We start from the raw sequence: 26,598 nt of genomic DNA, 5'->3' as shown, positions 1-26,598 counted from the left end.
AACGGCGCTGCTGGCCGTTATTTTTCTGGCGGGCGGCCCTTCGCGAGATGACGATTAGGCCGGTTCAATAGCTGGCGAGTTCAGCTACGGAGGAAAAGTTTCGGATTCCTCCATCGCCCCTCACTTCAAGCTTGAAGTGAGGCGATCCCATTTTTGTCGAGAAGTCAAAACTCAGTTCTTCAGCGGCACCGGACCAACTCAGGTTCATGCTGTCCGAACCAGTCACCCTCCAGGAGAAGGTTCCCTCAAAAGCCGAAGATCTGCGGATTCTGGCCATCGCGATGATGGCCTGAGTGACTTCAGATTCCAGAGCCTTGGAGATCTCGGCCGGGGTGTAGTGGTGGCGGTTTACGTCGCGACCCTGACCTGACTCCGCAAACAGCTTCTGGTCGTCCATTCCGTTGAAAAGGCCCACGTAGTAAACCTGAGGCTCCCCTGGAAGTAAGAACTGAACCATTCTTGAGATTACGTAAGCGGTGTCATCGGCCAGGATGTTCGGCAACGTGGCGTTGATCTGGTGGGGCAGCTCAAACCACTGTGGGATTACCGAGGCAAGTTTTGAGTGGCCACCGGTGTTTTTCTCCGCCACGGCAAAAATGTGTGCCATTTCCTCTTGCGTGACTAAGCCTGGGCGGCCCCCAATTGGGCCGCCGTCAATCACGCCGTAGCCATCGTGCGTGTCCAGCACGTTCAGACAGTTGTCCGGGCGAATTTTGAACCAGTTGTCCAGTCGGTCAACGGTTCCCGTGAAAAACGAGTGCAGGAGCAGAGGAGCGGTTTGGAAGTCGTAAATCAGGTCCACCAGCGGAGCGATGTCAAGCTGCTGGGTGTAGTGGGCGTGAACCTCAACCAAAACTCTCATCCCGTAGGAGTGAATCTTTTCGGTGATTTCCTTCACGAACTCCAGGGTTTCTTTGGTCATGAAGGAGTCGGTTCCCGGAGTTTTCACCGCGTAGCCCACAGCATCCAGGCGCACCACCTTGACGCCGCCAGATTTTAGGGCAACCAGGATGCGATCCAGGTAAGCCTGTCCCGCAGGGTGCTCGATGTCGATGTCGACCTGGCTGGGCATGAAGGTGGTCCACACCAGCCTGCGCTTGCCGGCTACGTTGTATGCGGTGAAAGGGAAGCCAGGTCTGGGGCGGTAAAAAGAGGTGATTCCCTCCTCATTTCCACCGTTTGGGAAGACCGTGTCAAAAGTCAGGAACATCCCCGCAAACTCTGAGGCATCGCCTTTTTCCTGCCAGTCGATGAACTCAGGGGAGAGGTAGGAGGCGTGGTTAACAATTAGGTCAGCGGTCAGTTCGTGAGTCTCAGAGATGCGCTTGAAGTCAGACCAGTTTCCGAGCCGTGGGTCAACGATGGTGTGGTCTATCGGGTCAAAGCCGGCATCATCACCGTCGTAGGGGTGAAAAAAGGGAAGCACGTGAATGCCTGAGAAATCTGCCAGTGGCCCCTTGAGTAGTTTCTCAATTTCACCAAGTGATCCGCCGACTCTTTCGGCGTAGACCAAGATGCTGGCTCCAGACACGAGCCACCTCCCTGTAAACGATTGCAGTTGCTAGTTCAGCTAATCGTAGTAGCCCGCTAGCTTCTGTCAGCAAGCGTTTGCGGAAGTTGTTATCACTTATTTACAGCGCATGCGGGAGTGCCCCCGGGGAGCTTGTGGCGGTTATTTGAGACCCAGGCGTAAACCACGAATGCAGCGCTCGTTATCACCGGTAGGGTAAGCAGGTAGCCAGCAATCGCCCATCCAGTTTTTGAAGCCTTCAGAGCCTGCGCGATCGCTAGGTGGCCCTCGAAGCGCTGGCCCTCCGACACAAACTGAACTGCTCTTTCGCAGTCCTCAGCCCTGAGCCCAAGAACCTCGAGATTGGCAAATTGATAGGGCTCAATGTCAACTCGACCCTTGGTTAGCTTTTGAAACAACCGCGCACTAGATGAGCAGAAACTGCAATCGCCATCAAATACCAAAACCATAGCTAGCTCAACCTCATTCGAAGGTGTGAATTCCTACTTTGAGGAAATCAAGACCTTGCCGTCATAACTAGCAGCTTTGGTTTGCTTGGCCTGCGCAAAGAAGCTGTGGTTCTTGTCGATCCCCTTGGCATAGTTGCAAACTGCTTTGGCTCTAGAGAGTGCGATTGCTTTGTCGGCTGGTTTGACGTAGGTGCCGGTGCAGATGAACTTAGGGTTCGAAGAAACCTTTTTCATCAAGGCCGAGACTTCATTTTTCTGTTTTGCACTGAGAGTCTTTGAAGAGCCAGAGAACTCACTGAGCGACTTAGTCAGTGGCTGCGAAAGCTTCACCTTGATCTCTTTTTCAGAGAAGGTAAATCCGTAAGCAGCAAGTTTTAGCCAGCCATCCTTTTCAGAAACGACAGTCGATGCAACATTCTGATCCCCGGTTCCAACCACCGTTACCGTTGCGGATACTGGAGCATTTGTGAATCCGTAGAGGCAGCGGGCGGTTTCGGAGCTAATCACTAAATCGTATGTGCCAACATTAAGGGTTTTTCCATCAGGAGAATAATGAAGACCAGCAACCTTGTAGTCGAGGTAACCATCCTTGAATTGCGGGGCAAATCCGTCATAAGCGGTCGCATTTGTCGAGACGATTCCCAACACTTTGTCGTATTGGGTAAGACACTTATTGCCGCCATTTCTGGAAGTTGTGCGCATGCGCCAGTGAGAAGTGGTGGCGGTCGCAGTATCTGATACCCGGTCCTTGAAGTGGGCCAGCATTCCAAAAACGCTGGTGTCAAAACCGTCATTCCCAAGCCTTGCGGGACGGTCTTCGAAGAGAGCATTTGTTCCGCCAACATTCCCAACAGCAATCTTGTCGGCCGCGGTTAGCTCGCTCTTCTTTGTGAGATAGGCAAACCTGGGAACCTCAACCGGCTCTGCGTCAACGACCATTTGGTTATTGGTGTTGGAGAACTTAGCTACCTGGATGTTGGGGGACTGGAATCTTCCCAAAAACCAGCCACCCAATTCATTCACGACCCGAAGCTCAACGCCAAATGTGAGGCCCTTGGGGAATGGAACAGCCTCCCAGCATTGATTTTCGTAATTCCAAAGACAGCTGTTCGCTCCCGGGCGGCTCAAGTTTTGACCCTGAAGCGCAACGGGATAGATGGTCACATACATGTCTGTGTGCACGAACCGTTTTGTCTTGGCATCGTAATTTGACGTGACTCTTGCCCCAGCCAAGTAAAGAGTTCCGCCACTATGGGGTGCGCCCGGCACGTCAAAAAGCGATGCTGCACCAGTGTCAAAAAGCCCTAACTCTGGAACTGCGGGAAATGTCTTTGTTCCGGGAACCGCTGAGATAAATTCTGCGGGCAAGAGGACTCCGTCACGCTTGACCCTGAGACCAACCAGGCAGTTTTCGGAGGCGCCGTTCTCGCACTTGCCCAGATTTATAGACGCGCTTGGGTTGTAGTTGGGCTTTGCAAAATCACAGACTGGATCTTTGACAGATTCGCATTCAATCCAAGGATCACGCACGAGATTTTCATCGGGCTTACCTGGTGCGAGTGTGAGTTGTGAGCCCCAGATTCGCACATCCTCTTGCTCACTGATGTAAACAAGGGCCTCATCGTTTCCAACGGGAATCTGGTTTGGAGCAACGGGGGACCCGATTGCCACCCCAGGGCCCTGCAAGATCAAAATTGAAAGAGTGAGAAGTATGCTAAGTTTCATTTGCTCGACACCATGACTTTCCCGTCATAACTAGCAGCTTTGGTTTGCTTGGCCTGGGCGAAGAAGCTGTGGTTCTTGTCAAGCCCTTTGGCATAGTTGCAAACTGCTTTGGCTCTTGAGAGTGCGATTGCCTTGTCCGAAGGTTTCACGTAGGTGCCGGTGCAGATGAACTTAGGGTTCGAAGAAACCTTTTTCATCAAGGCCGAGACTTCATTTTTCTGTTTTGCACTGAGAGTCTTTGAAGAGCCAGAGAACTCACTGAGCGACTTAGTCAGTGGCTGCGAAAGCTTCACCTTGATTTCCTTTTCGGAGAAGGTAAACCCGTAGGCGGCAAGTTTTAGCCAGCCATCCTTTTCAGAAACGACAGTCGATGCGACATTCTGATCGCCGGTTCCAACCACCGTTACCGTTGCGGATACTGGAGCATTTGTGAATCCGTAGAGGCAGCGAGCGGTTTCCGATTCAATGATCAGGTCATAGGTTCCGATTACCAAATCCTTGCCATTTGGCATGTAGTGAAGACCGGCGACCTTGTATTCCAAGAACCCGTCCCTGAACTCGGGGGACCCTATGTCGTAGCCCAAGGCATTAGTTGTCACGATGCCTAGAACCCTGGATTTATCCGCGAGGCAGTTGGAGCCACCTCCCGAGCCGATGGTTCGCATTTTCCATACCAGGTTGGTGCCGATGGCGGTGTCATTCACCTGTGGTCGGTAGTTTTCGATGAACGGAAAAATATTCGGCTGCCAACTGTTTGCACCGGTTGCCCAACCTCCGTTGGCAAACCATTTTCCATTGTTCTGCTGCCACATATTTTCAACGTCAGTGAAGGCTGCTTTGGACTTCACAAGACCCAGGGCAGCAACTTCGACAGGTTCAGAAGTGATTTGAATTCGATTCGCCTGAGCGCTCAGTGGGGCAATGGATATGGTGGGGTCCTTCATGCGACCGCTAAACCACCCGCCCAGACTTTTGGGAATTCTAAATGTCAACTCAATTTTTGTCCCGGCCAGGAAATCCGTAGACCTGGCGCAAACCCCTCCAACTGTAAATAGACAGGCTCCACTGCCCTCCTCACCATTCAGGAAATAAGGGAGAATCGCAGCCTCAAGGTCACCAGTGACAAAGGACCCCTTCGCGGAATCCCAAAACTGCGAAGGTCGTATCATGACCGCAAAATTGCCGTTCCCGGCCTCGTTTAGAGCAGTCTGTGTTGAGTAGATTGGGACGCTGTTTCCCGGAAGCAAATTTTGCTTTGGATTTCCCTCGAAATTGTTTCTTGGGTCCCCCGAGCCAATGAGTTTGGCCTCCTCAAGGACTTGCCCACCGACCGAGAGCTTGAGTGATTCAATACAAAATTCTTGATCTGTAATCGTGCAATCGGTGAGCAAGGCCCATGCAAGAATAGTTTTCTTCGCAACCGGGTTTGAGCAGGTTGGGTCGTCGATTCCGGTGCAAGAAATCCAGTCTCCCCTAGTCTCACCGATTCCAACCCCTCCAGGTTGCAGTGCGAGCATTGAATGGACCCCGTCACGCGATTGTTCGGACGACATCACTAGCCATTCATCACCTTGCAGAGTGATGCCACTCAGGTAGTCCTCAGCAGCCGCCATAGACGGCATCGCTGATGCGCTGGCGATGAGTGCCGCCATAATCATTGCAAATGATCTGCGTTTCATATTTCCCCCGAAAATCTAAATTTGAACATACCTCAACAACCCTGCTCGTTCAATTTCCGAAAAGGGGACAGCGGAACGGTCCGTTGGAGTTGACCTGAGCTTTTAAAAGCGAGTAAACAGGTGGAAGAAGATTTCTTAGGGGGAACACTATGTCGTCTGTATGGACCAAGTTTCGTTCAATTGCTGCAGTCAGTGCGCTTGCCGCTCTGGTTCTAACGCCAGCTCCAGCCAATGCCGAATTAGCAGTCCCGAAAACCGCTTGGCCGGTATGCGATGACTTCCGGGTGGATTTCTGCATCGAGTCGGTCTCCATTCAGCCACTGGGCTCCAAAACCGCCCTTGAACTGAAGTGGTATGACTCTGGCACCGCACCCGAGGTGGTTGCAGAGGAGCCGGTGAGCATCCCAGGTGAAGAGTTAGTGACAGGTCCAGAAGTTATTACCCCGGGTGAGACTGCAACATTCTCCTTTACTTTGCCAGCGGCAGCTCCTAAGCAGGCGTTGAGTGTGACCGTCAATGGTGTCGGAGTTTTGTCCGGAGACACCAAGGGAGCCGCAGGAGCAACCGCATTGAACTTCTCAGTTGCCACTGCCGCCACCGATCAGGGTCCAGGGGCGATTGCAGTTTTCGTTGATGCCGATGGCGATGGGAAGTTTGGAGCCCCTGAGCGCATCGCGCTGAAGTCTTACCAGGTTGGTTCGCCAAGCGAGGTCGGTACTGGCATCGACCCTGTCGCCCCGGGCAAGGCACTAGCTGGTCGTTGGACTCACCCCAAGTGGGATACTTACGGTCTCGATGCCTATGGATACGACGGCCTGAAGATCGACCTTTCGGCTGCTAACGCTTTCACCAACCACCTGTTCTTCACTGCATACCCAGTGGTTGCAGATGAAACCAACAAGACTTTCTTGGCCGCTCGACAGAGCAACTTGCAGATGGCAGCAAACCTCAACATGGACGACCGAATCACGATCAAGGTCCGAACCGGTGAAATCATCACAGGCGTGTCGATTGGTATTGCCAACAGCCTAAAGTTTGAGGCCGTCGCCGGCACCGCCGAGGTTGGTGGGTCACTGACCATCTCCGGCACCCCGGTTCCAGTTCCCCAGATCACCAACATGAAGCAGTGCGAAGGTGAAACCTCAACCGCAACAGCTGTTGTGAACACCATGCAGGGCTTTGTAGTGGTCGAGAACGATGACATGGGATTTGGTGTGGACGGTCTATCGGGAAGACTCTCGGTTGCCTCCAACGGTGCCTCGTGTGGCATCTCCACTCCGGTTTGGAATGACGAGACTGAGACTCTGCAGTGGCAGGCAGGTGCTCCTCACTTCGAGCCAGACGGGGTAACTCCAAACAAGGGCTTCTACAAGGCCGTGATTCCCGCCAACGATGCCCTGCTGCTTTGGGGTCTAGCAGACCCTAAGAAGGCCGTTACCGCGCTGACTATTTCGGTTGTCAACGAAAACGGTGGACCGGCCGTTGCAGTGAGCAAGATTGCCTACCTGCACGGCAACATCATCATCGACGTCACGGGCTTCAACTTCTCCAAGCCAAAGATTCAGATAAAAAAGGCTGGGAACTTCAAGGGATTCGTGAAGGCCAAGACCATCAAGTGTGTTGACCCGGTCACCAAGAAGACCGTGACCTTCAACGATGCTTACGGTTGCCCGAAGGCTCCTGAAAAGCCAGTTCAGAACTTTGTGACTGACAAATTTGCCGGCTCGGCTAGCTCGGTAAACGCGACCATCAAAAAGAACGTTTCTGGTTACCTCAAGGGGTTCATTGAGGCAAACAAGTTCGTTTGCACAGGTGTCTATAAGCAGGGTGCAAGCGCTGCTGAGATGACCCTAGCCAAAAAGCGTGCCGATGCAGTTTGCAATTACGCCAAGAGTCTTGACAAGACCCTCAGCTACTTCGCAGAAGCAAAGCCGTCCAGCTCTGCCGGCTACGTTGGCAAGGTCATGGTCACCATGAAGAACGAGAGCTGACCAAGCTCCTCAATATTGAATTTCCGGTGAGATCGTTGAAGAGAATTACTGCGCTCATAATTGCGGCCTTTCTAGCCTTTAGTGCTAGCGCGAATGCGGAAACTTCCTACAGTCGGAATTGGATTCAGGGGAGCGAGCCCCCAGTGGCAGCCGGGTCGGAGGCGGTTTCTATCTACGAGTACGGTGGTTTCGAAAACAACTCATTCATTGGTGTTTACGCCAACGTGAAAAGCTCCGGAGTCTTTGATAGCTGGATTTGCCTAGAGGGCAACATCCCGGGCGATGAAAAGTGTGATCTCGAGAAACCAGGGCTTCGCGCTTCTGCGAAAACGATACTTCCTTTTTGCGAGTCAACGCTCCAGGAGAACTGCGTTGAGGCACTGAGCTTTACGGGTAAAAATGGAGAGGTACTGCCAGCCAAATTTTTGCGAACAGTCGCTGGAATTCAAATGCCAGCGATACCAGACCAGGGTTTGTACGCTGGCAGCGCGGTGTCTCTGTTCGAAGTTGACGGCGCCGTGAATGGCGCCGGTACGAATACCTATGCGGTCAATTTCTTCACCGTTCAAGATTTTGACGCTGCAAGGTCAAAGAAATTTAGGACCTCAACAATCGATGTATCTGTTTATGCCTACTCCGAGCGCAGAGATTCAAACATCAAGCTCCCAACCTTAACGAAGTGGAGCTCTCCGAACGGAAATTTCGAATCTTGGGCCCCAAACGCGCCGAAGGAATGTACTTGGGTGGAAGAAGGGGCATGTGGAATCGAGGCTGCCCTACCTACTGATTTCCGAATCAAGTTGAGTTCGCGGGTTTCAAAAGAAATCGTCGGTTGGTTCAGGGGTCGAATGAGCGGTCCCGACATCAAAATTGAGCCACACTCTGACACCAATTTGAAACTTACTGTTGAGGCCGCCCCGGTTGAGGTAGCAAGATTTTATGCCGTTGCCAACAGTTCAAACACAACTGAACAGGAACGCCAAGCCATTGTTGCTCACGGAGGAAATGGTCGACAATTTCGAGGCGGAGGAGTTGTCTATCCGTTCTCAAACTGGGGTGAGTTCAAATGGCTTGAAATGTTCCGTGACCTAGCTGACGATCGCGCTATTGGCACAACAACTCTCTGGAATTTCAGCACAATTGACTCGCGCTCAAACAATAGGTGCCTATCAAATCAAGGCGCCATCCTTGGCATGGTTTCCACCAACGCAACCCTTTATAACGGAATCATTCCCGCATTCAACGACGGTTATCTCTCCTACGATGTCGCTGGATTGCACTTTCTCCCTGACGGCTCCCTGAGTTTGGGAACCTATGACCTAGTTATGAGTAGTGAAGTGGCACGCTGTTTATACGGGTTTACAAACGCCCCAGTCTCTGCAACTGTCGCCGTGATTGGTGCATCAGGAGAGGAAAAAGTGGCCTCGACCATCGTTTCCGAGAAAGACGGCTGGTTGAAACTTGCTGCCTACGGGTTCACTTTCTCCGAAAAAGAAATACAGGTCAAGCTCAGCCAACCTTTTAGCAAGACACTGACAAAATTCACGGGTTCTAAAAAGACGCTTTCCGATGGGCAAAAGCAAGAGATCTATCAGGTAATCGCCAAGGGAAAAAACAACGAAACCTTTGCCTGCACCGCCACTTACTTCAACCCAAAGTCCAAGGCACTGGCTCTTTCTAGAGCCCAAGAGGTCTGCAACTTCATCAAAACCTGGGATCCGAACCACTCCTTCGTAGCAACTGCGAAAAAGACATCTTCAAAAACATTTGATGCCATGGTGATTGTCGCTTCCAAGTAGTGCTGCTAACTTTGGCTGGCGGGGGTGGCAGTGGGGGTAACTAGAGCAGAGGGCAAGAAAGCCCGGCTGGTATTCGTGGTGGGAGCAATAGCTCTTGCCCTTATATTTCCCTTGCTGGCATTGATTTCTGATGCTTACGCTCCCTCAGGCGTGCAGGTCAATGAACAGGGAATCTTTGGCGAATCCTCGACCGACTTTGAAGAGAACTCAGTCGCGGTCTACGTGCAAATGCTGGGTTTTGATCCTGAAACGGAGCGCGCAGAACTTGCGTTTTACCCGTGGCCAACTGATGATCTGGCCAAGCAATTTAGCTCTTCAGTACTGACTGAAAAAGACATCAGACTTTTTGTGGATAGCCAAGATGCTGAGCTCACGGAGTTCTCCGCAGGGGATCAGGTCGGTGGAGTTGAGGTTGTTGCCGATGTACTTTCCACTGACTTCCCTGATTTGGCATCGGATTCGCTCTACCCCTTTGACCAGTACGTGCTCGATTCATACGCCAGGGTTGAAACACGAGAATCTGAGTTGCAAGAATATTCGACCATTCAAACCTTCGACTACTTCTATACATCCCCCGTTCCCGGGTTTGACGTCACCTACCAGCGCCTAGCCGCCTTTGAGAGTGCCTATCCCGCTGAATCCGAGTCATCTGACCCGTTCCGAATCGCTGCTGAGCGTGCCGACGGGAAGATCTCGTTCTACGCGTTTATCGAAAGGTCCTTTGCAGTCAAGGCGATTGCCATCTTCGTCTACTCATTTATCTTGATTGCGACCCTGGCTCTGGTTTGGGTGACCTCTCAGATGGCCCTGGGTATCAGACCTCCATCGATGGAGTCATTGATCTGGGCGGCAGCTTCGATGCTGGGAATACTAGAGCTTCGAGCATTAGCTCCCGGGGATCCAAGGATTGGGGTTCTGGCGGATCTCTTTATCTTCTTCCCCTCTCTGATACTTTCCCTAGCCTCAGTTGCAGGGATCACATACCTTTGGAATACCCGAAAGAATTTCGAGTCCTGAGCCTGAAATAGGCGTAAAGTTCTATGGTGATTTCGTCTGAGTCCACCACCTTCCGAGGTGAGCTCTAACCGTGACAAGTACCGGTATGAAACGAAAAATTCACCCCTCTCGCCTAGTGGTTTTGGCCTTTTTGGGAGTGGTAGCGATTGGAACGGCACTTCTTTCAATGCCGTTTGTAGTTGCGGACGGAAAACCCACTTCGTTCTCGGATGCCCTGTTTACCGCGACCAGTGCGGTGACGGTTACCGGACTGGCAACCTTAGACACCCAGACCCACTGGAACGTTTACGGCCACTGGGTAATTGCCCTTTTAATTCAAATTGGCGGATTTGGAATCGTAGGTTTTGCAACTCTGCTCGGTTACCTGATAGATGGTCGCGTTTCGGTCCACAACCGACTCTCTGCGACTACCGAAGCTTCGGCTGCCGGTGGAGTGGACGTCAAGAGACTGATCCTCAGCATCGTAAAGATGACGCTGTTTTTTGAACTGCTACTCTTCGTGTTTCTTTTTGTGCGCTTCATGGTGGAGTACGACTATTCGCTCACTAAATCTCTCGGGCACGGCGCCTTTCACGCTATTTCCGCCTTCAATAACGCCGGCTTTGCCCTCTACTCGGACAGCCTGATGAGTTTCGCTCGGGACGGCTGGATTATTGTTCCGATTTTTGTCGGTGCTTTTATGGGCTCCCTTGGCTTCCCAGTTCTCTCAGAAGCGTGGGACCGCATCAAGCACAAAACCAGACTGCTTTTTGGCCGAAACGTCGGTTTCATGCCAATGCAGTGGAGCCTGAACTCACGCATCATTCTCTGGAGCTCGTTGGTTTTAGTTGTGCTCGGCACTGTTTACGTCGGACTTCTGGAGTGGAATAACCCCAAGACCCTTGGACCCCTGGATCCGCTGAACAAGCTGCTGGACTCCATCTTTGCGGCGATTATGCCCCGCACCGCGGGCTTCAACGCTCAGGACATTACCGCCATGCACCCCTCCACCTGGTTGGGAATGGACCTGCTGATGTTTATCGGAGGCGGCTCGGCGTCCACGGCCGGTGGTATCAAAATTGGCACGGCAGTCGTTTTGGCCTACATCGTTTTCACTGAGATTCGTGGCGAGACCGCAGTCAACATTGGAAATCGCAGACTTCCACGTTCGATCCAGCGCCAGGCGCTAACCATTGTCGGACTGACCGCGACCCTGGCGGCCGTTGCGATCTTGATTTTGCGCTGGACCACTCAGTACTCACTGGACAAAATCATCTTTGATGTTCTTTCGGCAGTCTGCACCGTTGGACTTTCGACCGGCGTGACGATGGACATGCCAGATTGGAGCGAGGTGATGTTCTCGATTCTGATGTTTGTTGGCCGTGTTGGCCCAGTATCGATGGCCACCGCACTCGCACTCCGCAAGATTAAGCGACACTTCGAATACCCAAGAGAACGACCCCTGATCGGTTAGGAAAAGGCAATGTCATCCGAAAAACCAAAAATCAAGCGCAGGTTTCACTCCGCCAACGTTGCGATCATTGGGCTGGGGCGCTTCGGCACGGCTCTAGCCAATGAGCTGGTGGCCTCTGGTCACCAGGTACTGGGTATTGACACTGACGAAAAGATTGTGCAAAACCTGGCCCCGGTTCTCACTCACGTGGTCACGGCGGACACCACCGATGAGGAAACCCTCAGGGAGCTGGGCCTAACCGACATGGATAGCGCTGTCGTGGCCATCGGTGCAGACCTCGAGTCCTCGATCTTGACCGCTTCACTGCTGCTGCAGCTAGGGGTCAAGCAGGTTTGGGCCAAGGCTAACTCTGCTTCGCACGGCAGAATCCTTACCCAGATCGGTGTCCACCACGTTATTTTCCCCGAGTATGAAATGGGTCGACGAGTCGCTCACCAGGTATCCGGTGAATCACTTGACTACGTCCACATCGACGAGGACTTCGTAATGGTGAAGACCATGGTCCCGGAGATTTTCCAGGGCAAGCCGCTTTCAGAGGCAAAAATCCGTGCCACCTTCGGCGTCACCGTTGTGGCCGTAAATCACCAGGAGCAGGGCTACAAGCCAGCTTTCCCCGAGACTGTGCTCTACGAAGGGGACACCATCGTTATCGCTGGCCCGAAGGGCCCGCTGGATGATTTCTGCCAGCTGGACTAATGGTTTCATCCAGCGCTACAACCATTGAGCAGTACCTAGCTGAACTTCCGCTGGAACGAAAAGCAGATGTTATTGAGTTGCGCAAACTCGCTCAACAGCATTTACCCGCGGGTCTTCAAGAGGCCATGAACTTTGGAATGATCGTCTATCAGGTTCCAGAGCAAATAGTTGGTGAGACCTACAATGGCCAGCCCCTGGTTTATGCCGCAATCGCAAACCAGAAGCAGTACATTTCCCTCTATCTGATGTCGGTTTATGCATGGGATGGGCTTCGGGAAGATTTTGAGTCCCGCTACCGAGAGTCTGGTCTTCCGATGAACATCGGGAAATCCTGCATAAGATTCAAGGCGCTGTCAAAGCTCCCGATTGAAGTAATCACCTGGGCCATGGGTCAAATCTCAATGGAGCAATATGTTGAGCGCTACCTGGAGGTCAGAGGAAGCGCCCGAAGAATGAAGGTAAAAAAGTGAAGTTCAGGATCCCGGTTTTTGCATTTTCGCTTCTCGCGACCGTGGGCGTTAGCCAGTATCTCTATCACCCAACCCTGGATTCCATACTGAGTGGCTCATTGGCCCTTTTGGTTCTTATGCTCACGGTTACCTGGAGTGCCCCGAGGCTAGGGTCTGGAGGAAAAGCCATCGCCGCGCTGCTTTTGGTTTCGGCAGTGCTCGGGTTTTTATTCAGCCAGGGGCTAGATGTGATCTACTCGCTGCTTGCGACCCCGGCTGGGATGCGCTTCATCCTGCCGCTCGAGGTTGCAATCAGTGGGGCTTTGATTCTTTTGGTCGGCGTTCTCGCTCGACTACTTCTTTCTCGGCCTGAGGTAGAAAAATAATCCAATTGCAACCAGGGTCAGGGAACCAAACAGCAGCCAGTAGTTGAACTGCGCTGGCTCTTCAGCAGCAGCGCTTATCAGGCAGGGCTCGGCAACGCCAGTGGCCTGGTATCCCGAGGTGTTAGTCACCTGGAAGCTAAAACTGCCCTCGATGGGGTGACCATCGCCAGAGACTGCCCGCCAGGCAACTTGATACTCTCCCGCTAAATCGACATCGATCAGGGTTCTCGCAAAAGTTCCGTCTATGATGGCGCACTGGCTGGGGACCAGCTTTGAGCTGGGGTCAGTGATCACAATTTCTGCGCCGCTACCAAGATCCAGAAGCTCATTGGAGAATTCAAGCTCGATAGGGAGCTGACCAGCTTCAACCACAGAACCGGCAGCCGGTGAGGTGCCAACCAACTCATCGTGAGCAACGGCGGCGGGTCCAAGCAGCACCGCCGGAAGCAATGCCGCAGCAATCCAATTAAACTTCATGGGTAAAGCGTAAGGCAGGATCATGAAGCAAGCTCTAATCGGCATCGCAGGCGGACTAGTCGCAGGCCTAACCTTCCTTGCGGTGATGTTTCTGGGGCCGCTAGCTCCAAGGACAGCCCAGACTCCGGTTGCAAGTGCTACCACTTCCGCTCCCATGACTCAGTCACAGGTAATTTCCGAAAGCGCAACGGTTAGTGAAACGGTCAGCATCAGTTGCAGTGTTGCCGCAGCCGAGGGCGCCGAGGGGATTCTTCAACTTCAGGCTCAGGTTCTAAATGCCAGCACTTCTCAGGTGCTCTTTGAGCGCAACGCCAATTTGGCATCCAGAACGGCCTCAGTACTGAAGTTGGTGACCGCGGCAGCAGCCCTGGAGACCCTGGGTCCCGACTACACGGTCACCACCAGGGTTTACGTGGACGCCGTCGACCCTAGCGTGATTTACCTGGTTGGAGCCGGGGATGTGACGCTCTCTCGCACGGGAGTGAATCAGGATTCGGTCTATCGAAACGCTCCAAAGCTAGCGACCCTGGTGAAGCAAATCACAAAGGCACTTCCAGGACAGACCTTCAGCCAAATAGTTCTGGACAGCTCGCTTTACGGTGAGGCCAAGGGAGACTGGAAATCTGACTGGGACCTAAAGGGACTCAAAGAGGGCTACATGTCCAGGGTTTCCGCCCTGCAAATTGACGGCGACCGAAATGATCCGGCAGCCAAGGATTCAACCCGCGGGTCTGACCCGGTGGCGAGGGCCGGCAAGTGGTTCAAAGAAGCTATCGGTGCCAATGCGATTGGAGCAAAGGTCAAAGCTGGAGTCGCACCGGCAGATGCCATCGAGGTGGCCAAGGTTAGCTCCAGGCCAATCAGCGAGTGGATCAACTACATGCTCTTAGTCTCGGACAATACCCTTGCAGAGGCGCTGGCCAGATTGATCGCGCTGGATGCCGGTTACTCGGGCAACTTCGCAACCCTAGACACCGCATACAAGAAGGCTCTGAGCCGAACCGGCCTTGACCTCTCGACTCTGAAAATTGAAGATGGCTCTGGACTCTCCGATTACAACGCCGCTAGCCCAGCCCTGATCAACTCGCTGCTTGGGCTAGTGAACGAGGGCTATGGAGATTTTGCCGTCATCTCCGATGGTCTGCCGGTTGCTGGGACTCCGGGCTCTCTTTCCTACCGCCTGGAATCAGCCGCGGGCAAAATTGCCGCCAAGACCGGTTGGATTCAATCCGGCTACACTCTCGCAGGATTCATGGACACTCCCGACTCCTCCCGTTTGATTTTCACCATCTACAACCTTGGGGATGTCAGCGAGGCAAACCGTGAGGCGATGGACAGCCTTGCCCTTGCCATCTATGAGTGCGGTGGCAGTTTGGGGAACGACTAAATGGCGAATGCACTTTTCGTAATTGATGTTCAGAACGATTTTTGTGAGGGTGGGGCGCTCGCTTGCCAGGGCGGTGCTGCGGTGGCGGCCGCAATCACCGAATACCTCAGAGCAAACCCTGCGGCCTATAACTTTGTGATCGCATCTCGGGATTGGCACACCCCAAATTCACTCAACGGGGGCCATTTTCCAGAGTCGGGTGTAGAGCCGGATTTCGTGAATCATTGGCCACTTCACTGCATCGCAGGTGAACAGGGAGCCGAGTATCACCCAAACCTAGATTCCTCACTGATTGATTTCCACATCAAAAAGGGTCAGGGTTCGCACGGCTATTCAATTTTTGACGGCACCACCGATGCCGGCGAAACCCTTTCCGAACTGCTCGCCCGACTCGAAGTTAATCGGGTTGATGTGGTTGGCATTGCAACCGACTACTGCGTCAGAGCCAGTGCGCTGGATGCCAAACAGGCTGGATTTGAGGTCAGGGTAATCACCTCACTCACCGCTGGTGTTGCAGCTCAGAGCATTGAGCGCTCGATTGATGAGTTGGTTGATGCCGGTGTAAAGGTTTCGGCTACGGCTTAGATCTCTCTTTTTGCACCCGTGGACGGCACCACCGAAAAGACCCTCGGGGCCTTGAATCCAGCGGCTGAAAAGGCATCCATTGCCGCACGCTCTAATTCTTGGAGCCGTTCCGCAGCGATGATTGCAATCGCTGCCCCGCCAAATCCACCACCGGTCATTCTGCTCCCTACGGCGCCAACTCTCATGGCCGTTTCGACGGCTAGGTCCAGTTCGGGGACTGATATTTCAAAGTCATCTCGCATTGAGGCGTGGGATTCCTGAAGTAGCCTTCCAAGCGCCTGCAGATTTCCGCGACCCAGGGCATCAACCGTGTCAAGGACTCGCTGGTTTTCCGTGATTACGTGCTTCACGCGGCGATAGGTGACATCGTCAAGTTGCGACTTAGCTCGGGGGAGATCTGATAGTGACAGCTCTCGTAGGGTCTCAACGCCAAGTGCTGCCGCACCGTCCTCACAAGATTTGCGTCTTGATCCGTAGCCGCCGTAGGCGTGCGAGTGCGATACCTGGGTGTCGATTACAGCCACCACTAGGCCTCGCTCGCTGAGTCCCAGGTCCACCAACTTTATTTCTAGGCTTTGGCAGTCAATCAAAACGGCGGCGTCCGCCTGAGCAAGCATGGAAGCCGTTTGATCCATGATGCCGGTTGGAGCCCCCACCACGTGGTTCTCAGCGCGCTGACCAATCAGTGCTAGCTCCTGCTTGGTTTTTCCGCATTCCCACAGTTCATTTAGCGCAATGGCCATTGCGCTTTCTACTGCCGCTGAGGATGAAAGCCCTGCCCCAACGGGAACATCGGAGGTAATGAAGCAGTCAAAGCCTTGGTCCTTTGCACTGGCCATAACCCATGCCACCCCGAGGGGGTAAAGAGCCCAGTCAAGGCCCTTTGGCATTTCTTCTGAAAGTTCGTAGCTAAATGATCTTCCATCAAGATCAGAACTTACGTTGCATTTCCTATCCTGTCGAAGGGAGATGGCTGCGTAGGTGCGGTTATTGATGCCAAAGGGAAGCACAAATCCGGCGTTGTAATCGGTGTGCTCACCGATTAGATTTGCCCGGCCCGGAGCTGACCAAACTCCAGTCGGGGCGTATCCGTATGTCTTCTCAAAACCTGCAACGGCAGAAGCGGCAAGGCTCACCGCAGCACCTCGCGCAAGCGCTCCGCCTGCGACTCCGGAGTGACATCTCCAACCCAAGCCCCCATCGCCGCCTCTGATCCGGCGAGGAATTTGAGCTTGTCCTCAGCTCTGCGAGGGGAGGTGATTTGCAACATCAATCGGAAGTCCTCTCGGTTTGCAACCGCCGGAGCCTGGTGCCACGCAGAGATGTAGGGGGTGGGGGTGCTGTAGAGCGAATCAACTCCCTGAAGCAGCTTCTTGTAGAAAATCGCTAGGTCATCTGCTTCGGCATCCGTGAGCTGCGAAAGGTCCTGGATATGACGCTTGGGTAGGGCGTGGATTTCAATTGGCCAGCGTGCGGCAAACGGCACAAATGCAAGGAAGTGCTCGCTCTCCAAGACCACTCTCGGACCGCCGGATTCGAATCTAAAAAGCTCCTCAAAAAAGCCCGGGCCGAAGTTGGCAATTGCCTCCTGCAGCCGCTGGGTCCTAGGGGTAACAAACGGATAGGAGTAAATCTGCCCGTGCGGGTGGTGCAGCGTGACGCCAATTTCCTCGCCGCGGTTTTCAAATGGAAAGACCTGCACCACGCCTGGAATTTCGTAGAGTTCGCGCGTGCGGTCCATCCAGGCGGAGATTACCGTGCGGATTCTAGAGACCGGCATCGAACCAAGGCTGCCCTCATGCTCAGGGCTAAAGACCACGACCTCGCAGCGACCGAATGCCAGGGTTGAATGCCCAAAAACATCAAGCCCTGCCGGGGATATGAACCCGCTGTCCGGACCGAAGGCTGGACCTTTGTTTTCAAAAACTGCAACGTCAAACACATCGGGTAGTTCAGAAAGATTATCTTCTGTGGTCGGGCAAAGCGGGCAGCTGTGAGCCGGGGGCAGGAATGCCCTGGTCTGACGGTGGCTGGCAACCGCTATGAACTCGGAACTGAGTGGATCAAACCGAAGGTCAGCCGTTTGGGGCCTAGTATCACTGGGGCGGGAATCACGCTTTCTCTCAGCTGGCAAGGAGCTTTCAAAATCGTCAAAATAGAATAATTCGCGACCGTCAAACAAGTGTGCGGTCAACCTGTTACCCTGCATTGATGCCTTTTCCATCGTTGATAAGAGTAAACCCATGAGTGGCACACATTCGTACATTTTGCGACAAAAAGATACAAAATCGTTCTCATCCGCAAAAGTTTTGGCTCAGGGCGCCAGTCTCGTTGAGTTGGTCCTGAATGGTCAGGAGGTAATCTCCAGCACCTCCGCCGACAACCCCGCTCAGTTCATTTACGGCTCAGTCTTGGCCCCCTGGCCAAATCGAATTGCTGGCGGTTCCTTTGAATTCCAGGGCAAGGTTCACCAGCTCGAAGTGGACGAAATGGGTAATGCCATTCACGGTCTAGTTCTGGAGAGAGATTTTGATCTCGTCAGCATCTCTGACGATGAGTTAAGGCTGAGCTATCAGTTCGGAGCGGACCCGGGTTACCCATATGCGGTGCTACTTGAGGTCCAATACAAACTTCAAGGGCAGAGCCTGTTGGTTAGTGCAACTGCAACCAATACTTCAGTTTCCCCGGCACCCTTTGGAATTGGTTTTCACCCTTATTTTGTGACTCGCGAACCCGCGAGGCTGAACCTTGAGGTTGAACGCCACCTTCTTACCAACGAGAAAATGATTCCGGTTTCGAGTGAAGAGGTCAGCGGTTTTCAAGTCGAGTTGACCCAGGGTCTAAAACTTGACGATGGGTTTGAAGGGGTGAAGCCGGTCGCGACCATAATCCAGGCTGATTCTGAGGTTACGATTCGTGCTCTGGAAAACCTTGAAAACCTAATGGTTTACCGGCCCTCAAATTCGATTTTGAAGTCTGGGGGAACCTGCGTTGCCATCGAGCCGCAATCGATTCAGGCAAACCAGTTCAATACAGATGTCGACCCTGCAATTTTGGCGCCGGGGGAGAAAAAGAAATTCAGTTTTGAAGTTGAACTAGCTAGCTCGGCGAGCTCTGGCGTAGCGACGCTTTAGCGAGCGGCGCTCGTCCTCGGACAGACCACCCCAAACACCGGTGTCCTGATTTTCCTTGATGGCGTATTCGAGGCAGTTGGCCGCTACGTTGCACTGACGGCAAATTGACTTCGCCTGCTCAATTTGCTCAAGAGCTGGGCCGGTGTTTCCTACAGGGAAGAAAAGCTCAGGGTCTTCATTGAGGCAGCGGGCCTGGTTTAGCCAAGTCATATCCATAGTGTTCTGTTATTCCTAAGTTTGAACAGGAGACCTGCTTATTCAGCAGGTAAAGTCATTTGTGCAACCCGAAAATGGTTTCACAGCAGCCAAGAGAAATCAAGACCCAAAATGTTCACCAGCAACCCAAGACTCACTGCCAGCGCAGCGGTGATTGCCCTGCAATCCTTGAGTTTGTGGGGTTTGGCGATTTGGAGCGGCTTCCTTCTGCTAACAGCGGAACCTCAGTCTTTGGTCTCTGCGCTTTTTCTGATTGGCATGTTGCTCGCAGCTGGATTGTGGAGTTCAAACATAGTCATCGGGCTCTTTGGTCGTAAGCCATGGGCCCACACCCCAGCCATGATTTTGCAGCTTTTGGTTGCCTCAATTGGAGTCGCGAGTTTTGCCGGTGAGTTTGGGAATGCGCTGATCGGGGCGATACTGCTGTTGCCTGCCGGTTTGAGTTTTTACTTTCTTTTTTCCAAGCCGGTCCGCTCAGAATTTGGCAGGGCCTAGGAAATTTCCTTCAGCAGCATGCTGATGTGTCCGGTTGCCTTGACGCTGTAAAACGCGTTCTTCACGGTCAGGTCGGGATTCACGATTACGGTTGAGCGCAGCACTCCGCGGTAGGTGCGACCGTACAGGGTCTTCAGCCCAAATGCTCCGTAGGCTTTGTGGGCCTCAAACTCTGGATCACTCAGTAGGGTGAAAGTCAGCTGCTGGCTATCCTCAAAATCTTTGATTTTCTCGACGCTGTCTGGTGAGACGCCGATTACCTGATAGCCGAGCCTGATGAAATCTTCGATTCGCTCTTGAAAGTCCGCGGCTTCTTTTGAGCAGCCTGGGGAACCAGCTGCGGGGTAGAAGTAAAGGACGGTCTTTTTTCCCTCGAGAAAAGATGAGTCAAAAACCTGGTTGTTTTGATCGGCAAGCGAAAAAGCGGGGGCTTTATCCCCAGGGCTCAAACGGTGCTCTTCGCCGTCCAAATTCCACCACCTATCCAGTAGTCCCAAGACTAGGGTTTCGGCGGCTGAATTTTTCATCTAGTTCGCCAATAGCGTTACCGCGGGATGTCGCCGCGGAGACTAGTTGCTGTCGGCGTCGTCCTCGTCCTCAGACTCCTCTTCAGACTCCTCTTCGGCTAGCTCGTCATCTTCCGCAAACATGGCCTCGTGGATGTCGCTGAGCATGTTGTGGATGTCGGCGAGCATCTGGGACTCGGTAAGTTCGATCTGTGTGTTTTCCATTTTTTCCTCCGGGTTGTCCCGAGTCTGGGCTCGGTAGCCAAAGACTTGGATTTGAAGCTGAATACCTGATGTATTCAGCGCTAAGGGCGCAAGAAATCCAGATAAAACGTCAGTGAGCCAAAGGTTTCGGCAAGATTCACTAGCCAGAGTCCTTCGCAAGGTGGTATTCTTTTCGGCTGTTGCGCCTCTAGCTCAATCGGCAGAGCAACTGACTCTTAATCAGTGGGTTCTGGGTTCAAGTCCCAGGGGGCGCACCATTTTTTTCTCGCAGGAAGTCCATTTTGGACGGGCGGTAGACATTGAACCCACCAGACCTAAGTGCCTTTAGGGCGTTTCAAAATTCCGAAGGTGTGATTGAGCGCCTGCCTGCAAAGCTCTCCAAGCGACTTGAGTTGGCCCGCCTGCTGGTAAACGTTTTTGAGTCCGATCGTTCATACGCTGAGCCTGAGGTCAATGATCTCCTGGCCGACTACGTTTTGGATTTTGCCTTTATCCGCAGAACATTGATTGACCTCGACCTGATGTCCAGGGACCGTTACGGCCATTCCTATCGGCGCGTTGCTAAAGCTCCAGAGTGAGGTTTACCTCATCACCCGCTGAGATTTTGTTTGGGATGCGTATGTCATTTTTGAGCGGGATGTAAAAAGATCCGGCTCTGGGAATAAGAGATGTTGTGACCGTTACGGAGCCAATGGTGACCCGCGCCGGAATCACGCCCCAGCCATAGCTGAGTTCAGATCTGACTTCAGAGATTTCCTGCGAGGTTTTTTCATCGGTGGGCAGGAAGTAAAAAGGCGCTGGACCGCGCCACTCAACTACTACTCCGGACACTTCAAAAATCAGCACAGCTAAGTATTTCTAGTTCCAATCGAAATTTCACCTGCCGGCAACCAAGATCAACGATTGCTTGGAAGCAACTGCCTCAAGACCTGGTTCTAATTTCAATGAGATTTATAGCTTTGGTGATGATCGGATTGCTCGCTGGGTGCGCCTCGCCGACCCAACCAATCGAACCTGTGTCGGCTACCTCATCTCAAGTGGCCGAGCCCACCCAAAGCCAAACTCAGGAGGCCGAAGATGCCGATGCAACAGGGGAACTAGCGGCAGAGCCGGAAGAATCAGAACCTTCGGAAGCTGAACTAGAGGAGTCTGAGGAAGCTCCGAGCGCCGCACCAAAACCTTCGGCCACAGTCACCGATGCCAAGGCCTCGGCCAAGCCTTCTCCAACGGCGAGTGAGTCGAAGACCCCAGGTCAAACTCCAACGGCAACCCCATCGCCCTCAGCAACGGCTGCAGCCGGTTTCACAATGGAGCAGGTGAAATCCAACAATTCAGCATCGAGCTGCTGGGCCGTGGTGGATAAAAATGTGTATGACCTAACCAACTGGATATCGCAGCACCCGGGTGGTTCAGGTGCAATTTCTTCGCTCTGCGGAACCGATGCCACCTCTCAGTTTTACGGGCAGCACGGACGTTCAGGCTCCCCGAGCAGTGTTTTGAAGAGCTTCCTGCTTGGACCATTGGGCTAGTGGATTTGAGGGTTGGCGAGGTCTACCTTCGCTCAGAACTACACCAGCGTTTCGGTGGAAATCCCAGGGCGGGTATTTGCCCCACCAAATCTGGCATGGTTTTGGTTTTCTCGGACCCAGCATCGGGAGCGCCCTTTGGCTATGACATCCACGACGAAGTGGTCTCTGGCATCTACCGCTACACCGGAGAGGGACGAAGCTCAAACCAGCAGTTTGTCCGAGGAAACAAGGCGATGCTTTCCGGGGATCTCAGGTTGTTTGCTCGAGTCGATGCGAAGAGTTGGATTTATGTCGGTGAGGTTGCTTTAGCTGATCCGCCGTTTGAGCTTTGCCAAGCTCCAGATCAAAGGGGAGAGGAGCGTGAGGTTATCGTATTTCACCTTCAAGCTCTAAACGCTGATTTCAGTTTGCTTTAGGGGAATGGCTGATTCTCGCTCTCAGTTGACTCCAGAGTGCTAGAGCTGAACCTGTCCCGTGGTCTTGAAGAGTTGGTGCGGGAGGAATTTATCGGCCTGCACTCTGGGGGTCCCCGAAGTTACATCAGGGGCGGTCAATCTGCAGCCAATCGCGCCCTAGAGCAGCTCAACATTTCTGGTTACGCAGCCAAAAGATCCCAGGTTCTTCCCAAAAGCGCTCGCGGAGCGAGCGTGCTTTCCCCCTACATTCGCCACAACCTGTTGGGCCTCAAGCAGGTTTGGGATGCCGTGGGCGGAGCCAAGTATGACGACCGAGAGAAATTTCGCGACGAACTGCTTTGGCAGGAGTATGCCCGTCACCTCTACGCCAGAATCGGCGAAGAGTTTTTTCAAAACCTAAAGTTTGATCAGGTTTGGAACCAGCCCGGCGATGGCTGGAACACAGAGCTTATGTGTATTGACACCGTGGTGTCAGAGCTTGAGTCCGATGGCTGGCTGGTGAACCAAACCAGAATGTGGCTAGCCTCGCACTGGACCGTCCGCAACGGCCGAGGCTGGGTCTTAGGCCAAGAGCGAATGTATCGAGAGCTTATTGACGGCTCTCGGGCCGCCAATCTTCTCGGGTGGCAGTGGACGGTGGGATCGGCGGGAAAGCCATACGGCTTCGCCCGCTGGCAAGTTGAAAAACGTGCTCCGGGACTTTGCGCTAGGTGTCCACTGAATCAGAACTGCCCCATTCAGGAGTTCCCCGAGGAAAAGCAGCTCATTGAGCTGGAGCCTTGGGGCCAGTTGAGATTTGACGATAACCTCCCGGCTACCACGGGACCGACCAAACCCGTTATCAGCCAGCAGCCGGAAATGGTGCTGCTAACGGTTGATTCCATGGGGGATGCCGATCCGGCCCTGGCGGCAAATCCTGACCTACCGGTGGCATTTGTCTTCAACCGCCCGGCGCTCGCAAAGCTCCAACTCAGTGCCAAGCGAATCTTTTTCTACCTTGAAACTCTCGAGGATTTGGCGCAGCGTCGCGAGGTTCGCGTTTACCTAGGTGACACTTACGAGTTTGCAAGTCAGCACCGAGTGGCTCTCACCTACGTGCCGGTTCCCAGTTTCAAGAAATTTTCCCAACCCGCTGCGCTTTACCCTTTCCCCTGGCTAAAAGCCCCGCACGCTAAATCCATCGGTTCTTTCAGTGCTTGGAGGCGCGGGATAGAGGCCTAGCTTTTCTCCCGCAGGGCCCTGAATTGCGAAATACTTGAGCCTGAGAGTAAGGACGAAGATGACCAAGGCCTTGATGATTGTGGACGTGCAGGCAAGCATGTTTTGGGGCCGCTGGGCACTGCCCGAGGCAAACGACCTGCTTCGAAGAATTGGCGAGCGCCTAAACCAGGCAAGGCTCGAGAGTGAATTGGTAATCCACGTTCAGAACGATGGTCCGGCCGATGAAATGGATGCTCCAGGTGAACCCTGGTGGGAACTTGTCCTGCATGCCAAATCAAATGAATTGGTAGTTCGTAAATCCACGCAAAACGTCTTCGAATCTAACCCGGACCTGGCTGGGAAACTACTGGAACTTGGCGTTACTGAAATCGAACTGGTTGGTGTCCAGTCCGACCTATGTCTTGTTTCGAGCGCTCGCGGGGCCGTGGCGAGCGGCTTCAAAATTCTTGTAAAGCGTGACATGCACGCCACCTACGATGGAGGTTTTCCCGGGAGCGAAGATCCAACTCCGGCAAAACTCATTTCAGACCGCGTTCAAATTGAACTGGAGGCCTTGGGTTGAATAATCTCGTCAGCCTAGAACCAAAACAATTTCCGGCTTACGTTGATGCCATTGAATCTGCCGGTGGGACGGTTGCCCCATTGACGGGTGAGGTGAGGGCCTTGGTCTGGACCGACTACTCAGATCCTGATGGTCTAACAAGAGCTATCCAGGAGAACCCTCAGTTGGAGTGGGTTCAATTGCCTTTCGCAGGCGTCGACGCCTTTGAAGAAATCCTTCAGCTACCAGTTAGGTTCACCTCCGCCAAGCGCTCCTACTCTGAGCCGGTGGCTGAGCACGCCCTAATGCTCTGCATGGCTCTTGGCCGAGCAATCCCAGAGCGAATTCGGGCTAAGAGCTGGGGCAAAAAGTTTGCGGTTTCGCTCTTTGACGCTGAGGTTTTGATTGTTGGTGGAGGCGGAATTGCCCAGCAGCTGGTCGATCTACTTGTGCCTTACAGATCGAAGGTGACCATCATTCGTAAGCGGCCCGATCAAGATTTCTCGGGGAACTCGAATGTTGTAATCCACGGTTTCAACAGGCTTGATGAGCTTCTCCCAAAAGCTCAATTTGTTGTCCTAGCCTGCGCTTTGACAGATGAGACCAGATTTCTATTTGATTCAAGGCGGTTCAGTCTTTTGAACCCCGATGCCTACCTGGTGAATGTGGCACGCGGTGAGGTGGTTGATCAGGAGGCTTTGGTTGAGGCCCTTGAGGTGGGAAAGCTAGCGGGTGCGGCCACAGACGTCACCTACCCCGAGCCACTGCCCGAGGGCCATCCGATGTGGCGTCAGGAAAACCTCATCATCACTCCTCACACCGCTGACACCAAACCCATGGTCACCAGGCTTTTTGCAACGCGCCTGAGAGAAAATGTTTCAGCGTGGCTCTCTGGAGATCCTCTGGTGGGTCAAGTTGATCCGACCCTGGGTTACTAATGGAATTTTCCAACTGGCTGGTCTACGCCCTGGCAGCGGTCGGGCTTTCGCTGACCCCGGGACCAAATGGTTTATTGGCTCTAACTCACGGAGCTCTCTATGGGGTGCGCAGCACGATCTCGACCATTTTGGGAGGCCTGCTCGGTTTCGCCATAGTTATTGCCATGAGCATGTTTGGCATTGGTACCCTTTTGCAAGCTTCCTTAGAGCTGCTGACAGTTTTGAAGTGGGTCGGTGGCGCCTACCTGGTTTGGCTCGGGATTCAGGTTTGGCGCTCTAGCCCTATCGGGGTCTCCGAGGGGAATGCTGACTCGGGCTCCACGAATCTGAAGCGCTTTTCTCAGGGACTACTCTCGGCCGTTACAAACCCGAAGGGGATTTTATTCTTTGTGGCATTTCTGCCTCAGTTTATTGACCCCGAGGTTTCGCTCCTGACTCAGTTCGCGGTCATGGCCGCGACCTTTGTTTTCGTTGAGTTTTGGTACGAGCTAGTGGTGGCGGGGTTAGCCGATCGTATTCAACCGGTTCTGAAAAAAGCCGGCAAGAATTTCAACCGAGTCTTCGGCTCGGTGTTTATGGCAATCGGCGTATTGCTGCCGCTTCGCTAGATACCCAGCTGCTTTCGCAGCATGTCGATGTGACCCTTGGCCTTGACGTTGTAGAGCGCGTGGGTGAGTTTCCCGGATTCGTCAACGGCAAAAGTTGAACGAATGGTGCCGAGGTAGGTCTTTCCGTACATGCTCTTCTCGCCATAGGCGCCGTAGGCCTGCTGAACCGCATTGTCTGGATCACTCAGGAGATCAAAGTTCAGCTGTTCTTTCTCTTTGAACTTCAATAGCTTGGCGGGCGCATCTGGGGATATTCCCAACACGGTGTATCCGGCTGACTTCAATGAGTTGATGTTGTCTCTGAAGTCACATGCCTGGGTGGTGCAGCCCGGGGTGCTGGCGGCTGGGTAGAAGTAAACGATCACTTTTGAGCCAGCGTGCTCGGCAAGCGACACGTCTTTGCCGTCCTGGTTTTTTAGGGTGAACTGGGGAGCAGGCTGAGAAACCTCTAGGGCCATGATCATTTACCTTTCGTCGTAGCGGGGGAGTTTTGAGTTTCGAGACTGGAGAGCTTGGTCCAAACCGCCATGGTTAGCACAACAAGGCTGAAACCAAACAGCAGGTCCTCTACCGGAGCGTTTGCAATTCTGAAACCCAGAATTGCCTCGGGGGAATAGCCCACGATTCCCGTGCCGGTGAGATATCCGTTCGTTAGCAGCTGGAATCCGATAACGATCAGGTAGCTCAGGTAGAACCTTGGCATTCGGAACAATCCGGTTCTCAGGAAAACCAGTTCGATTACCAGTGTGGTGATGACGGAAGCGATGGCGAGGGCAGTGTAGGTCACTTCAAAACTCGCTCTCGGGTCAGGTGAAAGTTCTTCAGAAGCTTCAGTGCCGCGGTGGATCCCTCCAGGGTGAGAATCGCCGCTAGCGGCACCACAATAAAGAACAGGTACTCCTCGAGCGGAATGTCCATGGGGCCGTAGATTCCGGTGATGAGGTTTCGGTCGAAGAACCAATGTCCCTGAGCAATCGCGTAGGCATCCCAGATTAAAAACCATGGAGAGACCGTGAGGATTGTGAGGATTGCCCTGGTGGGTTTGCGCAGTACCCGGAGCTTGAATGCCCACTCTAGCCAGCCCGAGCCGACGGCTACAAAGACAATCATTGCTAGGTAAGACCACTGGCCGAACATGCCTACTC

Annotated in this window: 32 protein-coding genes and 1 tRNA gene; 19 read left to right on the top strand and 14 right to left on the bottom strand. The window is 53.3% G+C overall.

The window, feature by feature from the left end:
• Positions 1-64 precede the first annotated feature (64 nt).
• From HRU87_RS05435 to HRU87_RS05420, 4 genes are all read right to left on the bottom strand, one after another.
• Positions 65-1,531 carry an alpha-amylase family glycosyl hydrolase gene (locus HRU87_RS05435; protein ID WP_173493908.1) on the bottom strand — a complete coding sequence of 489 codons (1,467 nt, stop codon included), beginning with the start codon at positions 1,529-1,531 and terminating at the stop codon, positions 65-67.
• Between the two features lie 92 nt (positions 1,532-1,623).
• Entirely contained in the window at positions 1,624-1,980 is a 357-nt protein-coding gene (locus HRU87_RS05430) for a thiol-disulfide oxidoreductase DCC family protein (protein ID WP_173493907.1), read from the bottom strand.
• Between the two features lie 33 nt (positions 1,981-2,013).
• Positions 2,014-3,705: a hypothetical protein gene (locus HRU87_RS05425; protein WP_173493906.1), complete on the bottom strand. Its 1,692-nt coding sequence runs from the start codon at positions 3,703-3,705 to the stop codon at positions 2,014-2,016.
• Positions 3,702-5,384 (bottom strand): hypothetical protein, encoded by a 1,683-nt coding sequence (locus tag HRU87_RS05420; protein ID WP_173493905.1) that lies wholly within the window; start codon positions 5,382-5,384, stop codon positions 3,702-3,704. The genes HRU87_RS05425 and HRU87_RS05420 overlap by 4 nt, the downstream gene beginning before the upstream one ends.
• A gap of 149 nt (positions 5,385-5,533) precedes the next feature.
• On the opposite strand from HRU87_RS05420, the gene HRU87_RS05415 reads away from it, so the two are divergent.
• From HRU87_RS05415 to HRU87_RS05385, 7 genes are all read left to right on the top strand, one after another.
• Entirely contained in the window at positions 5,534-7,375 is a 1,842-nt protein-coding gene (locus tag HRU87_RS05415; protein WP_173493904.1) for a hypothetical protein, read from the top strand.
• Between the two features lie 143 nt (positions 7,376-7,518).
• Positions 7,519-9,174, top strand: coding sequence for a hypothetical protein (locus HRU87_RS05410; protein WP_173493903.1), 1,656 nt, complete (start codon positions 7,519-7,521; stop codon positions 9,172-9,174).
• A gap of 30 nt (positions 9,175-9,204) precedes the next feature.
• Positions 9,205-10,191: a DUF4436 family protein gene (locus HRU87_RS05405; RefSeq protein ID WP_173493902.1), complete on the top strand. Its 987-nt coding sequence runs from the start codon at positions 9,205-9,207 to the stop codon at positions 10,189-10,191.
• Between the two features lie 85 nt (positions 10,192-10,276).
• Positions 10,277-11,644: a TrkH family potassium uptake protein gene (locus tag HRU87_RS05400; RefSeq protein ID WP_246247225.1), complete on the top strand. Its 1,368-nt coding sequence runs from the start codon at positions 10,277-10,279 to the stop codon at positions 11,642-11,644.
• A gap of 9 nt (positions 11,645-11,653) precedes the next feature.
• The gene (locus tag HRU87_RS05395; protein WP_173493901.1) at positions 11,654-12,340 is read left to right on the top strand and encodes a potassium channel family protein; all 687 of its coding nucleotides are present in this window, start codon (positions 11,654-11,656) and stop codon (positions 12,338-12,340) included.
• The gene (locus HRU87_RS05390; protein ID WP_173493900.1) at positions 12,340-12,810 is read left to right on the top strand and encodes a DUF1801 domain-containing protein; all 471 of its coding nucleotides are present in this window, start codon (positions 12,340-12,342) and stop codon (positions 12,808-12,810) included. The genes HRU87_RS05395 and HRU87_RS05390 overlap by 1 nt, the downstream gene beginning before the upstream one ends.
• The gene (locus HRU87_RS05385) at positions 12,807-13,175 is read left to right on the top strand and encodes a putative NADH:ubiquinone reductase complex subunit (protein ID WP_173493899.1); all 369 of its coding nucleotides are present in this window, start codon (positions 12,807-12,809) and stop codon (positions 13,173-13,175) included. Before HRU87_RS05390 ends, HRU87_RS05385 begins: the two co-directional genes overlap by 4 nt.
• Here HRU87_RS05385 and HRU87_RS05380 read toward each other — a convergent pair.
• The gene (locus tag HRU87_RS05380) at positions 13,143-13,652 is read right to left on the bottom strand and encodes a copper resistance CopC family protein (protein ID WP_173493898.1); all 510 of its coding nucleotides are present in this window, start codon (positions 13,650-13,652) and stop codon (positions 13,143-13,145) included. The genes HRU87_RS05385 and HRU87_RS05380 overlap by 33 nt on opposite strands.
• A 22-nt stretch (positions 13,653-13,674) precedes the next feature.
• On the opposite strand from HRU87_RS05380, the gene HRU87_RS05375 reads away from it, so the two are divergent.
• Both HRU87_RS05375 and HRU87_RS05370 read left to right on the top strand, forming a co-directional pair.
• A complete protein-coding gene (locus tag HRU87_RS05375) occupies positions 13,675-15,039 on the top strand; it encodes a D-alanyl-D-alanine carboxypeptidase/D-alanyl-D-alanine-endopeptidase (RefSeq protein ID WP_173493897.1) in 1,365 nt (454 codons plus the stop codon).
• Positions 15,040-15,624 (top strand): isochorismatase family protein, encoded by a 585-nt coding sequence (locus HRU87_RS05370; protein WP_173493896.1) that lies wholly within the window; start codon positions 15,040-15,042, stop codon positions 15,622-15,624. It abuts the gene before it with no gap.
• Here HRU87_RS05370 and galK read toward each other — a convergent pair.
• On the bottom strand, positions 15,621-16,760 hold the full coding sequence (galK, locus tag HRU87_RS05365) for a galactokinase (RefSeq protein WP_173493895.1): 1,140 nt from the start codon (positions 16,758-16,760) through the stop codon (positions 15,621-15,623). The two genes, HRU87_RS05370 and galK, sit on opposite strands and share 4 nt — an antisense overlap.
• Positions 16,757-17,848, bottom strand: a complete 1,092-nt coding sequence (gene galT, locus HRU87_RS05360; RefSeq protein ID WP_246247223.1) for a galactose-1-phosphate uridylyltransferase — start codon at positions 17,846-17,848, stop codon at positions 16,757-16,759. Before galT ends, galK begins: the two co-directional genes overlap by 4 nt.
• A 43-nt stretch (positions 17,849-17,891) precedes the next feature.
• On the opposite strand from galT, the gene HRU87_RS05355 reads away from it, so the two are divergent.
• A complete protein-coding gene (locus HRU87_RS05355; RefSeq protein ID WP_173493894.1) occupies positions 17,892-18,758 on the top strand; it encodes an aldose epimerase family protein in 867 nt (288 codons plus the stop codon).
• Here the strand turns inward: HRU87_RS05355 and HRU87_RS05350 are convergent.
• Positions 18,720-18,968 carry a WhiB family transcriptional regulator gene (locus HRU87_RS05350; protein WP_173493893.1) on the bottom strand — a complete coding sequence of 83 codons (249 nt, stop codon included), beginning with the start codon at positions 18,966-18,968 and terminating at the stop codon, positions 18,720-18,722. The genes HRU87_RS05355 and HRU87_RS05350 overlap by 39 nt on opposite strands.
• A 117-nt stretch (positions 18,969-19,085) precedes the next feature.
• Here HRU87_RS05350 and HRU87_RS05345 point away from each other — a divergent pair, with 117 nt between their 5' ends.
• Positions 19,086-19,469 (top strand): hypothetical protein, encoded by a 384-nt coding sequence (locus HRU87_RS05345; protein ID WP_173493892.1) that lies wholly within the window; start codon positions 19,086-19,088, stop codon positions 19,467-19,469.
• Here HRU87_RS05345 and HRU87_RS05340 read toward each other — a convergent pair.
• Together HRU87_RS05340 and HRU87_RS05335 are read right to left on the bottom strand one after the other, a co-directional pair.
• Positions 19,466-19,996 carry a peroxiredoxin gene (locus HRU87_RS05340; RefSeq protein WP_173493891.1) on the bottom strand — a complete coding sequence of 177 codons (531 nt, stop codon included), beginning with the start codon at positions 19,994-19,996 and terminating at the stop codon, positions 19,466-19,468. The two genes, HRU87_RS05345 and HRU87_RS05340, sit on opposite strands and share 4 nt — an antisense overlap.
• Before the next feature lie 42 nt (positions 19,997-20,038).
• Complete coding sequence (locus tag HRU87_RS05335) at positions 20,039-20,200, bottom strand: hypothetical protein (protein WP_173493890.1); 162 nt, start codon at positions 20,198-20,200, stop codon at positions 20,039-20,041.
• 181 nt (positions 20,201-20,381) lie between these two features.
• On the opposite strand from HRU87_RS05335, the gene HRU87_RS05330 reads away from it, so the two are divergent.
• Both HRU87_RS05330 and HRU87_RS05325 read left to right on the top strand, forming a co-directional pair.
• A tRNA-Lys gene (locus tag HRU87_RS05330) sits at positions 20,382-20,457 on the top strand.
• Between the two features lie 42 nt (positions 20,458-20,499).
• Positions 20,500-20,778 carry a DUF2087 domain-containing protein gene (locus HRU87_RS05325; protein WP_173493889.1) on the top strand — a complete coding sequence of 93 codons (279 nt, stop codon included), beginning with the start codon at positions 20,500-20,502 and terminating at the stop codon, positions 20,776-20,778.
• Here the strand turns inward: HRU87_RS05325 and HRU87_RS05320 are convergent.
• Positions 20,762-21,031 carry a DUF1905 domain-containing protein gene (locus HRU87_RS05320; protein WP_246247221.1) on the bottom strand — a complete coding sequence of 90 codons (270 nt, stop codon included), beginning with the start codon at positions 21,029-21,031 and terminating at the stop codon, positions 20,762-20,764. The genes HRU87_RS05325 and HRU87_RS05320 overlap by 17 nt on opposite strands.
• 113 nt (positions 21,032-21,144) lie before the next feature.
• Between HRU87_RS05320 and HRU87_RS05315 the strand changes: the two genes are divergently transcribed.
• The 6 genes from HRU87_RS05315 to HRU87_RS05290 are packed head-to-tail and all read left to right on the top strand — an operon-like array spanning position 21,145 to position 25,453.
• Positions 21,145-21,729, top strand: a complete 585-nt coding sequence (locus HRU87_RS05315) for a cytochrome b5 domain-containing protein (RefSeq protein ID WP_213086379.1) — start codon at positions 21,145-21,147, stop codon at positions 21,727-21,729.
• Positions 21,729-22,145 (top strand): SRA domain-containing endonuclease, encoded by a 417-nt coding sequence (locus tag HRU87_RS05310; RefSeq protein ID WP_173493887.1) that lies wholly within the window; start codon positions 21,729-21,731, stop codon positions 22,143-22,145. The genes HRU87_RS05315 and HRU87_RS05310 overlap by 1 nt, the downstream gene beginning before the upstream one ends.
• A gap of 36 nt (positions 22,146-22,181) precedes the next feature.
• On the top strand, positions 22,182-23,366 hold the full coding sequence (locus tag HRU87_RS05305; RefSeq protein WP_173493886.1) for an FAD-binding domain-containing protein: 1,185 nt from the start codon (positions 22,182-22,184) through the stop codon (positions 23,364-23,366).
• A gap of 58 nt (positions 23,367-23,424) precedes the next feature.
• On the top strand, positions 23,425-23,928 hold the full coding sequence (locus HRU87_RS05300; RefSeq protein WP_173493885.1) for an isochorismatase family protein: 504 nt from the start codon (positions 23,425-23,427) through the stop codon (positions 23,926-23,928).
• Positions 23,925-24,845: a D-isomer specific 2-hydroxyacid dehydrogenase family protein gene (locus HRU87_RS05295; protein WP_173493884.1), complete on the top strand. Its 921-nt coding sequence runs from the start codon at positions 23,925-23,927 to the stop codon at positions 24,843-24,845. The genes HRU87_RS05300 and HRU87_RS05295 overlap by 4 nt, the downstream gene beginning before the upstream one ends.
• The gene (locus tag HRU87_RS05290) at positions 24,845-25,453 is read left to right on the top strand and encodes a LysE family translocator (protein ID WP_173493883.1); all 609 of its coding nucleotides are present in this window, start codon (positions 24,845-24,847) and stop codon (positions 25,451-25,453) included. Before HRU87_RS05295 ends, HRU87_RS05290 begins: the two co-directional genes overlap by 1 nt.
• Here the strand turns inward: HRU87_RS05290 and bcp are convergent.
• Genes bcp through HRU87_RS05275 form a run of 3 tightly spaced genes read right to left on the bottom strand, consistent with a single transcriptional unit; the run spans position 25,450 to position 26,590 of the window.
• Complete coding sequence (gene bcp, locus HRU87_RS05285; protein ID WP_173493882.1) at positions 25,450-25,917, bottom strand: thioredoxin-dependent thiol peroxidase; 468 nt, start codon at positions 25,915-25,917, stop codon at positions 25,450-25,452. The two genes, HRU87_RS05290 and bcp, sit on opposite strands and share 4 nt — an antisense overlap.
• Positions 25,914-26,240: a lycopene cyclase domain-containing protein gene (locus HRU87_RS05280; RefSeq protein ID WP_173493881.1), complete on the bottom strand. Its 327-nt coding sequence runs from the start codon at positions 26,238-26,240 to the stop codon at positions 25,914-25,916. Before HRU87_RS05280 ends, bcp begins: the two co-directional genes overlap by 4 nt.
• Complete coding sequence (locus HRU87_RS05275) at positions 26,237-26,590, bottom strand: lycopene cyclase domain-containing protein (RefSeq protein WP_213086378.1); 354 nt, start codon at positions 26,588-26,590, stop codon at positions 26,237-26,239. The genes HRU87_RS05280 and HRU87_RS05275 overlap by 4 nt, the downstream gene beginning before the upstream one ends.
• Between the last annotated feature and the right edge of the window lie 8 nt (positions 26,591-26,598).

The sequence above is a fragment of the Aquiluna borgnonia genome (genome assembly GCF_013283855.1).
Classification (GTDB): Bacteria; Actinomycetota; Actinomycetes; order Actinomycetales; family Microbacteriaceae; genus Aquiluna; species Aquiluna borgnonia.
The sequence above is the reverse complement of the archived record's forward strand: the minus strand, read 5'-3'. Positions and strand labels throughout refer to the sequence as shown.

Coding starts and splice junctions, on each gene's coding strand:
- HRU87_RS05375 (WP_173493897.1), top strand. CDS start 13,675: ATGAAGCAAGCTCTAATCGGCATCGCAGGCGGACTAGTCGCAGGCCTA.
- HRU87_RS05390 (WP_173493900.1), top strand. CDS start 12,340: ATGGTTTCATCCAGCGCTACAACCATTGAGCAGTACCTAGCTGAACTT.
- HRU87_RS05350 (WP_173493893.1), bottom strand. CDS start 18,968: ATGACTTGGCTAAACCAGGCCCGCTGCCTCAATGAAGACCCTGAGCTT.
- HRU87_RS05395 (WP_173493901.1), top strand. CDS start 11,654: ATGTCATCCGAAAAACCAAAAATCAAGCGCAGGTTTCACTCCGCCAAC.
- HRU87_RS05315 (WP_213086379.1), top strand. CDS start 21,145: ATGAGATTTATAGCTTTGGTGATGATCGGATTGCTCGCTGGGTGCGCC.
- HRU87_RS05340 (WP_173493891.1), bottom strand. CDS start 19,996: ATGAAAAATTCAGCCGCCGAAACCCTAGTCTTGGGACTACTGGATAGG.
- HRU87_RS05335 (WP_173493890.1), bottom strand. CDS start 20,200: ATGGAAAACACACAGATCGAACTTACCGAGTCCCAGATGCTCGCCGAC.
- HRU87_RS05370 (WP_173493896.1), top strand. CDS start 15,040: ATGGCGAATGCACTTTTCGTAATTGATGTTCAGAACGATTTTTGTGAG.
- HRU87_RS05430 (WP_173493907.1), bottom strand. CDS start 1,980: ATGGTTTTGGTATTTGATGGCGATTGCAGTTTCTGCTCATCTAGTGCG.
- bcp (WP_173493882.1), bottom strand. CDS start 25,917: ATGATCATGGCCCTAGAGGTTTCTCAGCCTGCTCCCCAGTTCACCCTA.
- HRU87_RS05380 (WP_173493898.1), bottom strand. CDS start 13,652: ATGAAGTTTAATTGGATTGCTGCGGCATTGCTTCCGGCGGTGCTGCTT.
- galT (WP_246247223.1), bottom strand. CDS start 17,848: ATGGAAAAGGCATCAATGCAGGGTAACAGGTTGACCGCACACTTGTTT.
- HRU87_RS05275 (WP_213086378.1), bottom strand. CDS start 26,590: ATGTTCGGCCAGTGGTCTTACCTAGCAATGATTGTCTTTGTAGCCGTC.
- HRU87_RS05300 (WP_173493885.1), top strand. CDS start 23,425: ATGACCAAGGCCTTGATGATTGTGGACGTGCAGGCAAGCATGTTTTGG.
- HRU87_RS05425 (WP_173493906.1), bottom strand. CDS start 3,705: ATGAAACTTAGCATACTTCTCACTCTTTCAATTTTGATCTTGCAGGGC.
- HRU87_RS05420 (WP_173493905.1), bottom strand. CDS start 5,384: ATGAAACGCAGATCATTTGCAATGATTATGGCGGCACTCATCGCCAGC.
- HRU87_RS05345 (WP_173493892.1), top strand. CDS start 19,086: ATGTTCACCAGCAACCCAAGACTCACTGCCAGCGCAGCGGTGATTGCC.
- HRU87_RS05400 (WP_246247225.1), top strand. CDS start 10,277: ATGAAACGAAAAATTCACCCCTCTCGCCTAGTGGTTTTGGCCTTTTTG.
- HRU87_RS05290 (WP_173493883.1), top strand. CDS start 24,845: ATGGAATTTTCCAACTGGCTGGTCTACGCCCTGGCAGCGGTCGGGCTT.
- HRU87_RS05415 (WP_173493904.1), top strand. CDS start 5,534: ATGTCGTCTGTATGGACCAAGTTTCGTTCAATTGCTGCAGTCAGTGCG.